The sequence below is a fragment of the Fulvimarina manganoxydans genome (assembly GCF_900176465.1).
Classification (GTDB): domain Bacteria; phylum Pseudomonadota; class Alphaproteobacteria; order Rhizobiales; family Rhizobiaceae; genus Fulvimarina; species Fulvimarina manganoxydans.
Genome location: NZ_FWXR01000015.1, coordinates 30,740 through 43,247 on the forward strand (window position 1 = coordinate 30,740; position 12,508 = coordinate 43,247).

The window sequence follows — 12,508 nt, forward strand, 5'->3', positions numbered from 1 at the left end:
GACTGTCATGCGTCGAGCAACGCGCGAAGGGCGGCGGCCTCCGTTTCGAGATCGCTCGTTTCGTCCGTCTTCGTCTCGGCCGGCTGGGCGGCCTCGGGGTCGAACATATGGTCGAGAAGGCGCTCGATCGTCGGATGATCGTAAAGGTCGGTCGGCTCGACGGTTCTCGCGATGTTCAAGCCGTTGATGGCGGTGATCATTTCGATGGCGGTGCGGCTGTCGAGACCATAGCTCGCGAAAGGCTCGTCGAGCGCGATCTGATGGGGTGGGCGTCCCGAATGATGAGCGAGCCGGGCGAGAAGCCAGGCCTCGACATCCTGCCGGGTGAGGCATTCGCCGATCACGGGACCAGCGAATGCGCCGGCGCCATCGCCTTCGGGCCGCGTCCAGCGATGGATGAGGCCGGCGGCAAAGCCGCTTTCCCGCCATTCCTCGCGCGCGGCGGAGCGGCGGATCTTGCCGCTGGTGGTGCGGGGAATGCGGCCCGGTCGCACGATGGCGATCTCGGCCGGCATGACCTCATGGGCCTCGACGATACGGGCGACGAGATCGGCGGCGAGCGCTGACCCGGAAGCCTCGTCCTTCAAGGCCGAGACGCTGCTGCGGCCGGCCTCGACGATGAGGATCAGCTCCTCGCCCGCGCCGCGATCGACACCGAAGGCCGCAGAGCCGCCGGTCCACAGGCGCGGCTCGTTGCGGGTCGCGCTTTCCTCCACATCTTGGGGATGGATGTTGCGGCCCCTGATGATGACGAGATCCTTGATACGGCCGGTCACGAAGAGATCGTCACCCTCGACAAAGCCGAGATCGCCGGTGCGATAGAAGGGGCCGGCCTCGGGCTCGCCGAGGAGTCTTGCGCCGAAGCCATGGGAGGAGAGTTCGGGCCTGCCGAAATAGCCCTTGGCGATGCTCTCGCCCGTGAGCCAGATTTCACCGATCTCGCCTTCGCCGAGCGGGCGGCCGGTTTCGGGCTCGGCAATGCGGACGCGGGTTTCGGGCGCGCCATTGCCGACGAGGCGGCGAGATGGGGCGTTCCCTTGCGCCGCCGCCGGATGGCCGCTTTCCAGCGCCTTGCCGTCGAAGGCCCGGATCGTCGGGCCGACCTTGTCGCGCAACGTGCCGGTCGCCAGCAGTGTCGCCTCGGCGAGACCATAGGCCGGCAGGACGGCATCCCGGCGGAACCCATAAGATCCGAAGGTCGCGATGAAACGCTCGACCGTGTTGGCATTGACCGGCTCCGAGCCGGTCAAAAGGCAGCTGAGATGGGAGAGATCGAGGCCGGCGAGGGCCTCCGGGCTCGCAAGATCGCAGCAGAGCTCCAGCGCGAAATTCGGCGCCGCCGTGATCGTCGCCTTGCGCTCCGCGAGGGCCTCCAGCCAGCGTATCGGCGCGCGCAAAAAGTCCTGGGGGCTCATCAGATCGACGGTAGCGCCCGCATACATCGGCATGACGACGCCGCCGACGAGGCCCATATCGTGATAGAAGGGCAGCCAGAGAACGCCTGTCGAGGACGCCGTCACGCGCAAGGCCGACTGGATCAGCTTGGCATTGGCGACGAAATTGCCATGGGTGATCATCACGCCCTTGGGATCGCCGGTGCTGCCCGAGGTGTATTGGAGAATGGCAAGCGTATCGGCGCTCACATCCGGTCTTTGCCACCCGGCCGCATCGCCTTCGCTTTGATCGACGGTCGCGACCTGCGCGCTCGCGCCGCCATCCTGCGTGACCCTGTCCACGACAGAACGGGCCTGTTCGAGGGCCGCTTGATCGACGACGACGAGGGCGGGTCGCGCGTCCTTCAGCACCGCCTCGAAGCGTCGATCCTCCTTGCCGGGCTTCAGCATGGGCACCGGCACCGCGACGGCGCCCGCCGCAAGGCAGCCATAGAAGGCGCGAATGAAATCCGGCCCGTGGGGAAGGGCCAGAATGACGCGCTCGCCGGAAAGCCCACGCCGCGTCAGTGTTTCGGCGATCGCACGCGCCGAACGGGCAAGGTCGTCCATGAGGACGTCCTGCGTCTCGCTCGCCCCGAACCGATGAAAGCGATAGGCGATATCGGTCGGATGCTCGGCCGCGCGCGAAAGCATGATGTCGAGGAGGGTTTCGGCGGTCCGCGCGGTCATCGAGGCTGCTCCGAAGTCTTTGTCTCTCGCGCCGATCGGCGGCGTTGGAGGAGAAGGCGGTTCTGCGCCTCGATGGTCTCGGCGGCGAGCGCCAGTTGAGCCTGCATCAGCGCACGCACCGAGCTGGACGGCTCCAGGCTTCTTCGCGGCGGCGCGAGGCGCGCTGCGCGCGCGTCGTCCTCCTCAATGCCCTGTGCGGGAACCGGCGCGGTGGCGGTGTCTCGAATATGGGCGGCCAGCCGGTCGATCGTGTTGAGATCTTCGAAGAAGCGCTGGATCGGAATGCTGAGGCCGAACCGCGTCTCGGCATGCCTCTGGGCCTCGATCAGCATGATCGAGTCGGCGCCGAGATCGAGAAGATTGGCGTCAGTCGCGATCCGATCGGCCGGCAGGCGAAGCAGCGAGGCGAAATAGGCCGTCAGGTCCTGTCGGGCGTCATGCATCGCAGCCGCCCTTCGCATCCGCGATCCCCGCCCGGCGGGATGACGATGCGCTCTTTTGATGCGCCCGATGGATCGATGTCTCGCCGATGACACCGTTCTGGTCTCCGCCGCCAAAATTGAAGAGACTCATGATCTAGCCCACCCTCGTGAAGAAAGTCCTTCTCGTGCTGGAAGCATGTCATTCACCTGGATCGAAAGCATTTTAAGCAATTGCGAACGATTTCTTCGTGGTTCAATTTGAGGAAATCGGGTCATAAAAGTGTAATGAAGGCGGCAGCCGATGTCGAAGGATGCGCCGACTGTTAACCGTTGTTTTACGAATTGACGTTAAGGGATCAGATTGATCTGTCGTTTGGCTTGCGGCGAGCCGTCAACTCGGCTTTGACTTTGGGACAGGGCGCGCCTCTTGCGCCGTCATTTCAAAGTCACGTGCCGGAGGTTTAGCTGATGACCACGCTGATGGCGTGGCGGAACCTGCGTCAGGACCCGATCCGCTTCGCGGCGACGGTGATCGGCATCGTTTTCGCCGTCGTTCTCATCTCACTGCAGACGGGTATGCTGCTCGGCTTCATGAAGACGTCCGCCGGGCTCGTCGAGAATGCCGGCGCCGATGTCTGGATCATGGCGCGCGGCACTAGCAATGTGGACCAGTCCGGCCTCCTCAATGAATCCGCCTATTACCGAGCCCTCACCGTCGACGGTGTCGAATCCGTCGCCCGGGTCGTCATCCAGTTCAGCGGCTGGAAGCGGCCCGATGGCGGCATGGAATCGGTGATCCTGGTCGGTTTCGATCCCCGCACGGGCATGGCCGCGCCCTGGAACATCGTCGAAGGATCACGCGACGCCCTTCTTGCCCCCAATGCGGTGATGGTCGATCGGCTCTATGCCGACAAGCTCGGCGTCTCGAAACTCGGCGATCGGGTCGAGATCGTCGAGCGGATGGCGGTCATCGCCGGCTTCACCTCGGGGGTCAGAACCTTCACCCAGTCCCCTTACGTCTTCACCTCCTATAACAACGCTCTGCGCTACACCAATGTGGAGCATGGCGGCGCGAGCTACATGCTGGTGAAAGCCAAGCCCGGCGTCGAACCCGCCGCGCTCGCCGAGCGGCTCGGCGCGGTTCTGACCAAGGAAGAGGTGCTGACGACGAGCGATTTCGCCTCGCGCACGCGCCAATACTGGATTTTGACCACGGGCGCGGGCTCGGCCCTCATCATGGGCGCGGCGCTCGGCGGTCTCGTCGGCGTCATCATCGTCGCCCAGACGCTCTATTCGGCAACGGTCGAGCGCCTCGCCGAATATGCGACCCTCACCGCGATCGGCGCCGGAACCGGCTATCTCAACCGCATCGTCCTCACCCAGTCCCTGATCGCGGGGGGCATCGGCTTTACCGTCGCGGCGGTGATCGCCTCGGTTCTCGCCGCCTCCTCGGCCTCGTCGCCCGCGGCCGTCCTGTTGCCTCCGCTCGCCATCGCGACCATCGGCATCCTGACGCTCGCCCTCTGCGCGATTGCCTCGCTTCTCGCGATCCGAAAGCTCTATACGATCGACCCCACCAGCGTGTTCAGATGATCCAGACCCCTGAAAGCCTCATCGTCGAGGATGCCGTCCTCACCTATGGCAAGGGCGAGTTCGCAACGCCGGCCTTGCGGGGGGTCTCGCTCACCGCAAAGCCCGGAGAGGTTCTGCTGATCCGTGGTCCCTCGGGCAGTGGAAAGACGACGCTCCTCCAACTCATGGGCGCCATGAAGGAGCCGGACAAGGGTAAGGTGAGCATCTGCGGGACGCCCACCACCGGTCTCAGCCAGAAGCGGCTGCGGGCGATGCGGCTCAACCGGATCGGCTTCGTCTTCCAGTTTTTCAATCTGCTTTCGAGCCTGAGAGCCTGGGAGAACATCGCCGCCCCGCTCGACATCATCGGCATGGATCGCGGGGCTGCCGAAAAGCGGGCCAAGGCGCTTCTCGCCGAATTCGGCCTTGCCGATCGGGCCGACCATTTCCCGAAACAGCTTTCGGGCGGCCAGCGCCAGCGCCTTGCCGTCGCACGGGCCATCGCCCATGATCCGCCGGTGATCCTCGCCGACGAGCCGACCGCCGCTCTCGATACGGAAAACGGCCAGGCGGTGGCCCAGATCCTGCGCGATCTGGCGGTGAAGGAAGGCCGGATCGTCGTCCTCGTTTCCCATGATCACCGGCTCGAACCGATGGTCGACCGGGAGATCACCATCGAGGACGGGCGGGTGGTCGAGGAGCGGGGCCCCGCGCGGCCGAAGAGCAACGCCTTGCGATCGACGCTTTCCGCCTTGATCGAGGCGCGGCGGGCGGCGAGTGGCGACGGCCGCGGTGGCTCCGGCGCGCGCCAAGAGGGCCCTCGGATCTCTTCGCTTTCATAGTTAACGAATTATCATTCAACGCCTGTCATGGGTGAAGGGAGCGATCGCGCGGCCGGCCTGCCGGTGCGCCGGGCTGTTCTCGGGAACTCTGACCATGAAGCCATTCCTCGCCCTTCTGTCCGCCTGTTCGGCGCTCGCCTTGAGCGGGTGCAATTTCGGGCCGAACGTGCCGCAGAAGCAGACGATCCCGCTTCTCGTCAACTATAGCGAGCACACCGGTTCGATCGGTCAGCCGCGCCGGATGGCGGCCGATCACTGGTGGCAGGCCTTCGGCGATCCAGGCCTTACGCGCCTCATCGTCCTCGGCGCCTCCGGCAATCTCGGACTGAAGGAGGCCGAAGCCCGTATCGCGGCGGCCGATGGACGGGTGACGAGCGCCAATGCCGGCTTCTTTCCGACTGTCACCTTGGGCGCCAAGCGCGAGGTGAAGCGGGAAGTCGGCTCCATGCGGACCGTGGATGGCGAGGTCGTCACCAAGGGGGCGGAGTTCACCTCCAAATGGCTGATCGACCTCTTCGGCGAGGTCTATAGCCAGGCCCGCTCGGCCGAGGCCAAGAGCGAGGCGGCACGGGCGAGCTTCGACGTGGCGCGGCTCGCGCTCGTCTCGGATCTCTCCGCCGCCTATGTGGACACACGCTATTTTCAGGAACTCTCACGCATCGCCGAGCGGCGCGCCGCCTCTTTCCGCCGCACGCTTGGCTTGGTCCGGGCCCAGCGCAACGAGGGGCTAGCCTCCGGTCTCGACGTCGCACGGGCCGAAACCGAACTCGCCGCCGCCGAGGCCGAAGCCCCGATCCAGGAGGCGAATGTCCGCCGCGCGGCCAATCGCGCCGCGACGCTTGTCGGCCGTTCGGCAAGCGAGGTGCTCCCGGTGCTGAAGGCCGAGGGCGGCCAGCCGCTGCCGGTCTATGATGTCAATGTGGGGGTCCCCGCCGATCTCCTGCGCAACCGGCCGGATGTGCGGGTTGCCGAACTCGAATTCCAGGCCGCGGCCGCCGATATCGGCTATGCCTGGTCCCAGCTTTTCCCCTCGATCTCGCTGAATGGCAGCATTGCGCCGAGCTATATCTCGACCGACGCCAAGAGCGGCTCCTTGAACACCTGGTCCTTCGGCCCGTCCCTGCGCCTGCCGATCTTCGAGGGCGGGCGCCTCACTGCCAATGTGGGGGTGGCCGAAGCCGAGGCGCGGGCGCGGGAAATCGCCTGGCGCCAGAGCGTTCTGAAGGCGGTGGAGGAGGTGGAGAACGCGCTCGTCACCTTCGCCCGTCAAAAGCGCGCCTTCGACGCCGCCGCCAGCCAAGTCTCGGCCGCAAGACGCAGCTACGATCTCTCCCAGGCCGCCTATAAGGGCGGCGTGACGCCGCTTTTCGAGGCCCTCGATGCCGAGCGCCGCTATTTCGAATCCGCGGTCGAGCTTGCCGAGATCAAACGGCAGGTGGCGCGCGAATTCATCGATCTCAACGTCGCCGTCGGCCGGGGTCTCGCCGGCCCCGGCCGGGCCAACCCGCAGCGGGTGGCGCGGGCGCGCTGACCTATAGAGTAAGCCGTGATCCAAAAAGTTGATCGACTTTTTGGATCACGGCTTACGACAAACAAGAGGTTAGAGTGAACATGCGACCCAACTTGGTCGCGTTTCACTCTAGAAGGCGTGCCCGGCGTTCAGGCCGTGAAGACGAGCGAGGCGTTGAGGCCGCCGAAGGCGAAGGAGTTCGAGACCGCCGCGCCGGCTCGCGCCTCTCGCGCGACATTCGGCACATAGTCGAGATCGCATTCGGGATCAGCTTCGTCGTAATTGGCTGTCGGCGGCAGCAGCCCGCGCGTCATGGCGAGCACCGTCGCGACGGCTTCGATGCCGCCGGCCGCGCCCAGACTGTGGCCGGTCACGCTCTTGGTGCTGGACATCGGCGGCGCGCTATCCTTGCCGAAGACACGTTTGACCGCCCTCGTCTCGACCGCGTCATTGGCCTGCGTGCCGGTGCCATGGGCATTGATATAGCCGATATCGGCCGGCGAGAGCCCGGCTCTGGCGAGCGCGTCCCGCATGACGAAGGCCATGCCGTCCTCGCTCGGATCGAACATGTCCCTGGCATCGGCTGAAGAGGAAAAGCCCGCGACCTCGGCGAGCTTTCGCGCGCCGCGGGCCTTGGCATGGCCTTCGGCCTCGATGACGAGCATCCCTGCGCCTTCGGCCAGAAGAAGGCCGCCACGGCTCTTGGCGAAGGGGCGGCAGAGATCGGGCGCAAGAATCCGCATGCTCTGCCAGGCGCGGATCGTGCCGGCGCCGAGCGGCGCCTCGGCCCCGCCCGCCACGGCCACATCGGCGATTCCGCCGCGCACGAGATCGGCGGCGATGCCGATGGCGTGGCTGCCGGAGGCGCAGGCGCTGGCGATGACGAAGGTCGGGCCGCGCAGGCCATAGGCGATCGACACCCAACTGGCCGCCGAGCTCGACATGGATTTGGAGACCGCGAGCGGATGCAGCCGGGTCTGCTGATCGCCATAGAGGCGCTTGAATTGCTCGTCCAACGTCGTCAGGCCGGCGCCGCCATTGCCGATGACGACGGCGACACGCTGGGGATCGACCGTCTCGGCCGAAATGCCGGCCATGGCGAGGGCCTCTCCTGCGGCCTGAACCGCGAGCTGCGCATTGCGGTCGAGGGCCGCGGCCTTGACGGGCAAGGCGTTCAGAAAGGCGTTGTCGGTGATCTCCGCGACCCGCAACCCGCTGCCGGGAAGGGCCGTCGCCTCGGCGCTGTTCGCTTGTCCCGCCACGAGCCCATCCCAGAACGGCTCGACCGAAGATCCGCCCGGCGCGATCACGCCGAGGCCGGTGACCGCGACGCGGCGCATCAGGAGGCTGCGGCCGGGAGCGCGCCCATCATCATGCCCTCGTCCTTGGCCGCGACCCGTTCCTCCACAATGGCGACGACGTCGCCGACCCGCTTAAGGCGGCTCGCGACATCATTGGCCCGGTAGTCGATCTCGACCCCGAACTCGTCCTCGATCAGGAAGAGAAGCTCGATGAAGTCGAAGGAATCGATCCCCATGGCCTCGAATTCCGTGGCCGGGTCGAGGTCGGCGAAGGACTTTCCGGTCTGCTTCTCCAGAAGCTGCATCAGTCGCTGCGAAACATCGGACATCGTATGATCCTTCTTGTTTGAAGTAAGACGCCGAAACCTTCTACGAGCTTCCGGTCTGCGTCTTGCGGATGACAATGGCTTCGAGCGAAGGGGCGACCGATTTCAGTCGCGGTTCACTCGAAGATCAATTCGAAACCGTCCCATGGTTCGTCGAAGGCAAAAACGTAATCGATGCCTGATGAAGAAGGAGGCGGATACTTAACGAGTACACGATCAGTTTACGCGCTCTGCGCTCAAAGACAGAGCGAAAACTGTCGGAGGTTGCGGGTTTGGTGAAGGAAGATGGTTGATCCTCATGGGGCGCTCATGAATGGGCATGGCTCGAAACCCTGATGCGCGATGGCGAGGCCGTTTCTCGCTCCTTTAAGAGGGGATCGGACGCGCGCGACCAGCCAAGGTCGGAGTCCAGCGCCTCGGCGACGAGGGCCGGCGCTTCGTAGAGAAAGAAATGGCCGCCGGGAAAGCGGCGTGTTCGCAAAGGCTGGCGGGACAGGCTTTGCCAGGCGCTGGCGCTGGAGGGAGGCACGAGGCGATCGCTCTCGCCACTATAGACGCTGATCGGGCAGGTGAGCGCAGTGTCGATCCGAGGATTGTGGGTCTCGCCCATATTGAGATCGGCCCGGATGATCGTCTCGAACATTTCGAGAAGGGACGGCTCGGCCCGAATGATCTCCGGCAGTCCGCCGAGATCGGCAAGGTGCTGGGTGAGATCGTCGTCGTCGCGAAGGAGGTGAACATTGCGCGGCAGCGCCGGGCTGCGGCTTGCCGAGGCGACGAGATGGATCGGCAGTGCCCGAGTGCCCTCGAGCCTTTGCGCCGTCAGATAGGCCAAGAGGCCGCCAAGACTGTGTCCGAGAAAGGCCGTCGGGCAGGCGGGAAGGCTCAAAACCGCTTCGGCGAATTCCTCGGCGGCCGCCTCAGCTGTGCGATGGAAGGGCTCGGACAGCCGGTTCTCGCGGCCCGGGGGCTGCAAGGCGCAGAGCTCGATGGCGAGCGGCGCCAGCGCGGCTTTGAGGCCGCGAAAGGCCGATGCACCGCCGCCCGCATGGGGAAAGGCGACGATCCGGGCGCGGGCACCTTCCAGCGGGCGATAAAGCGATAGGGCCGGGCGGCGCATCAGCGTGTCCCCATGGGTTGGGGTGTGACGAGGTCAGGCGCAAAGACCTCCGGCACCGATCCCGACCGTCTCTCTTCGCCGGCGTGATAGGCTTCGTAATCCGGCAATTCGGCTTCCAGATTGCGCAGCCGCGTGGAGAAGAACCCCAGGATCGTGAGGCCGAGCGTCAAGAGCCCGGACAGAAAGAGGAGCAGCGCCATGCCGCGCCCTTCTCCGGTGCCGATGAACAGGCCGAAACTGCCGGCGAGCGAGCCATTGTCCTGCATCATCGGCTCGAAGACCTCGCCGGCCAGCGGCGCGGCGATGATCATGGCAAGCGGCGGCGCGCTCATGGCCATGATGTTGCGCACGCTGGAGACGCGGCCGAGAAGCGCGGCCGGCACCTTGCGTTGCATGATGGTCGTGCTGCTCGCCTCCTCGATCGGGAAGGCGAGAAAGGCAAGCGACAGGGCGACGGCGATGACGGTCAGGTCGGTGACGATGCCGCCGACGATCATCGCGATGCCCGTCAGGCCCTGGGCGGCGATGATCCAGGTGACGAGGCGGCGGCTGCGGCCGAGATAGCCCATGGCAAGACCGCCGGCGATAACGCCGAGCCCGCCGGCCGAGAGCACGGCCCCGGCCTTTTCCGGCGTCGTGACGACGAGAAGCAGCGGCATCACCACGACTTCGCAGGTGGCGAAGAAGAAGTTGCGCAAGGTAACGAAGCCGAAAAGCGCCAGAAGACCGGGCCGCTGGGTGACGAAGCGCCAGCCTTTTGCGACATCCTCGAAAAAGGCGCGGCCTGAATTCTCCCCGGCCGCCTTCTCCTCGCGGGGCGGATTGGGCACGCGAACGGCGAGAAGGCAGGCAAGCGCGAAGAGGAAAGTCGCGAGATCGAGCATCAGAACGCGCTCGAGCCCGATCGTGAAGACCAGGGTTCCGGCCATGACCGGTGCCAGAACCTGACCGAGCCCCGCGACCGAATGAACGATCCCATTGACCGAGCCGAGACGTTCCTTAGGCACCATCAGCGGCGTCGTGCTTTCATAGAGCGGGCGCTGAAGGCCGAGCGCGACGCCGTTGAGCGCGGCGTGGACGAAGAGATGCCAGATCTCCAGGCGACCGGAGGCCATCAGGGCGAGAACCGCCGCGCTGGTCGAGACCGACAGGCATTCGACCACGATCATCGCCGGCTTTCGCGGCAGACGGTCGGCGATAAGGCCGCCAAAGGGCAGGATGAGGATCGCCGGAACGAGGGTCAGGATCAGGAGCCAGGCGAAGGAGACGAGCGAGCCGGTCTCCTCGAACACCCAGATGCCAACCGCCATGGCGGTCAGCGTCGTGCCGATGAAGGAGAGAAGCTGGCCTCCGATGAGAACGGCGAAGGCCATCATGCCCGGCGCTCCATCGAATCCGTGGGGGCAAGGCCAAAGCTGGTCTCGGCCGTCTCGCCCATGGCCGAGGAGAGGTCGGAAAAATCGGCCGCCGAATCGGCGGAGAGGCGGGCAATGCCCCGGCTGACGAGGTCGATCGCCGCAAATCCCAGGATCAGAATGTCGAGCCCGAACCAGCGCAGCATCCGGTCGCGGCGGGCGCAGTCGTCCACGGCCTGGCGATAGTCGGTCAGGGAATGGGAAATCTGCACATGCAGCGGTACGAAATGGTCCGGAAAAAGGCGGTTGAGAAGCACTTCCGCGCGCCGCCGCGCTTTCGGCATGACATGTTTGAAATTCGAGCGCAGCTCCTCGAAATTCGTCATGGAGAGGTCCGCGATCGTGTCGGTGTTCGGCTTTCGCTTGGCCTGATAGGTCGCGAAGGCCTTGGCGCGGGCCACAGGCTCCACGGCTTCAAGACACCGGATCAGTTCGGCCGTGCTCTCGAAGGCCGAATTCATGCCTTGGCCGTAGAAGGGCACCGTGGCATGGGCCGCATCGCCGAGGAGCACGAACTTGTCCCCGTAATACCATTTGGTGTTGCGCTGGGTGGGGAAATAGGAGGGGGGCGTCGCCTTCAGCGTCTCTTCCGGATTGGCGAGGAGACCGGCCACGTCGGAAAATTCTCGGCGGAAGAGTTCGCCCATTAGGCCCGGCACTTGAAAGTCGGTCTCCCGGTCGGACGGATAGATGAAATTGCCGGTGAAGGAGCCGTCCGGATTGGGCAGGGCGAACATCATCAGATCGCCGCGCGGCCAGATATGCAGAGCGTTGGGATCCATGACCCAGGGATGATCGGGGTCGGAGCCCGCCGGCACGAAGACCTCGCGATAGTTCCAGTCGAGGAAATGCTGATTGAAGTCGGCCCGCTCGCCGCGATGGATCAGCCGGCGCATGGTCGAATAGACGCCATCGGCGCCGATGGTGAAATCGGCGTCCGAAATGGTCTCGGACGGACCGCCGGCGACCGGCGAGATCGTCACCGCGCCGCTGCGCTTGTCGATCCCGTCCAGCGTGTAGCCGCTGCGCAGAGTGACGGTCTCGTATTCTCGGGCGGCCGCCACGAGTTCGGCGTTAACGTCGGCCCGGCGGCAGCCATGGAGCGCGAAACTTTCGTCGCGGCCGTAAGGAAACTTCTGAATGCCGCGTCCGTCATGGCACATGCGGCCGGTGATGGGGATCGTCCGCGCCTTGATGCGCGGCCACAATCCAGCCGCTTCGAGAACCGCCGCGCCCCGGCTCGATATGGTCAGATTGAAGGAACGGCGATTGCTGTAATCGGCACCCGGCTCGAAATCCTGGCGCTCGATCAGTTCGACGCGCGCGCCGCGCTGGGCGAGCAGGATGGCGCAGAGCGTTCCGGCAAGGCCGGCGCCGATGATGACGATCTTCTGGCCCTGAAAGGAAGAGGCGGTTCGGGATGGCATTGGGGCTCTGTCCTCTCGTCCTGGCGTCAAAAGATGCTGCACCGAGCCTTCGCGGGCGGGAGGCGCCGAGGCGTTGCCGGGCTGTCCGCCGCCGGGCGGGAGGGGGCCTTGAGGACGCTGAGGACCTCAGCGGCTCCGACCGACCGGCTTCCATCCGAGGGCGGCACCGCAATCGGCTTGGGGATGGCGGCTCGGGGCTGGATGTCGACGACATGCACCGCACCGTCATGCTTAATGTCTCGTTAATCTCTAAAGAGAACCCATAGTCCACGTGCGGTTTATTCTCAACGAATTTTTAAAATGAGCAGATGTCGCGTAGATGGATGGTAAATCGCAGGGTAAAATTGAAATAAAATTGTCGACGATTTCCATCGAAGATCTTCGCCGAATGCAGGCGAGGATTCGCCGTCTTTCACGCGACGTTAACCATGAGATGCGAGCTTCAGGCCC

Annotated in this window: 10 protein-coding genes; 3 read left to right on the forward strand and 7 right to left on the reverse strand. The window is 65.1% G+C overall.

Annotated elements, in window-relative coordinates:
* Positions 1 to 5: 5 nt before the first annotated feature.
* Together B9A15_RS15190 and B9A15_RS15195 are read right to left on the reverse strand one after the other, a co-directional pair.
* Positions 6 to 2,123 carry an AMP-binding protein gene (locus B9A15_RS15190; RefSeq protein ID WP_084411257.1) on the reverse strand — a complete coding sequence of 706 codons (2,118 nt, stop codon included), beginning with the start codon at positions 2,121 to 2,123 and terminating at the stop codon, positions 6 to 8.
* Positions 2,120 to 2,566 (reverse strand): acyl carrier protein, encoded by a 447-nt coding sequence (locus B9A15_RS15195; RefSeq protein ID WP_170923321.1) that lies wholly within the window; start codon positions 2,564 to 2,566, stop codon positions 2,120 to 2,122. Before B9A15_RS15195 ends, B9A15_RS15190 begins: the two co-directional genes overlap by 4 nt.
* 447 nt (positions 2,567 to 3,013) lie before the next feature.
* On the opposite strand from B9A15_RS15195, the gene B9A15_RS15200 reads away from it, so the two are divergent.
* The 3 genes from B9A15_RS15200 (at position 3,014) to B9A15_RS15210 (ending at position 6,490) form a co-directional block, all read left to right on the forward strand.
* Complete coding sequence (locus tag B9A15_RS15200) at positions 3,014 to 4,138, forward strand: ABC transporter permease (protein ID WP_084411260.1); 1,125 nt, start codon at positions 3,014 to 3,016, stop codon at positions 4,136 to 4,138.
* Complete coding sequence (locus B9A15_RS15205; RefSeq protein WP_084411261.1) at positions 4,135 to 4,959, forward strand: ABC transporter ATP-binding protein; 825 nt, start codon at positions 4,135 to 4,137, stop codon at positions 4,957 to 4,959. The genes B9A15_RS15200 and B9A15_RS15205 overlap by 4 nt, the downstream gene beginning before the upstream one ends.
* A 94-nt stretch (positions 4,960 to 5,053) precedes the next feature.
* Complete coding sequence (locus B9A15_RS15210) at positions 5,054 to 6,490, forward strand: efflux transporter outer membrane subunit (protein WP_139798415.1); 1,437 nt, start codon at positions 5,054 to 5,056, stop codon at positions 6,488 to 6,490.
* A gap of 128 nt (positions 6,491 to 6,618) precedes the next feature.
* On the opposite strand, the gene B9A15_RS15215 is transcribed toward B9A15_RS15210, so the two are convergent.
* The 5 genes from B9A15_RS15215 to B9A15_RS15235 all read right to left on the reverse strand — a co-directional run bounded on the left by B9A15_RS15215 (position 6,619) and on the right by B9A15_RS15235 (position 12,058).
* A complete protein-coding gene (locus B9A15_RS15215; RefSeq protein WP_084411263.1) occupies positions 6,619 to 7,809 on the reverse strand; it encodes a beta-ketoacyl-[acyl-carrier-protein] synthase family protein in 1,191 nt (396 codons plus the stop codon).
* Positions 7,809 to 8,099, reverse strand: coding sequence for an acyl carrier protein (locus B9A15_RS15220; RefSeq protein WP_084411265.1), 291 nt, complete (start codon positions 8,097 to 8,099; stop codon positions 7,809 to 7,811). Before B9A15_RS15220 ends, B9A15_RS15215 begins: the two co-directional genes overlap by 1 nt.
* Before the next feature lie 304 nt (positions 8,100 to 8,403).
* Positions 8,404 to 9,216 (reverse strand): thioesterase II family protein, encoded by an 813-nt coding sequence (locus B9A15_RS15225; protein WP_084411266.1) that lies wholly within the window; start codon positions 9,214 to 9,216, stop codon positions 8,404 to 8,406.
* Complete coding sequence (locus tag B9A15_RS15230) at positions 9,216 to 10,592, reverse strand: MFS transporter (RefSeq protein ID WP_084411267.1); 1,377 nt, start codon at positions 10,590 to 10,592, stop codon at positions 9,216 to 9,218. The genes B9A15_RS15225 and B9A15_RS15230 overlap by 1 nt, the downstream gene beginning before the upstream one ends.
* Entirely contained in the window at positions 10,589 to 12,058 is a 1,470-nt protein-coding gene (locus tag B9A15_RS15235) for an FAD-dependent oxidoreductase (protein WP_084411268.1), read from the reverse strand. Before B9A15_RS15235 ends, B9A15_RS15230 begins: the two co-directional genes overlap by 4 nt.
* Positions 12,059 to 12,508 lie beyond the last annotated feature (450 nt).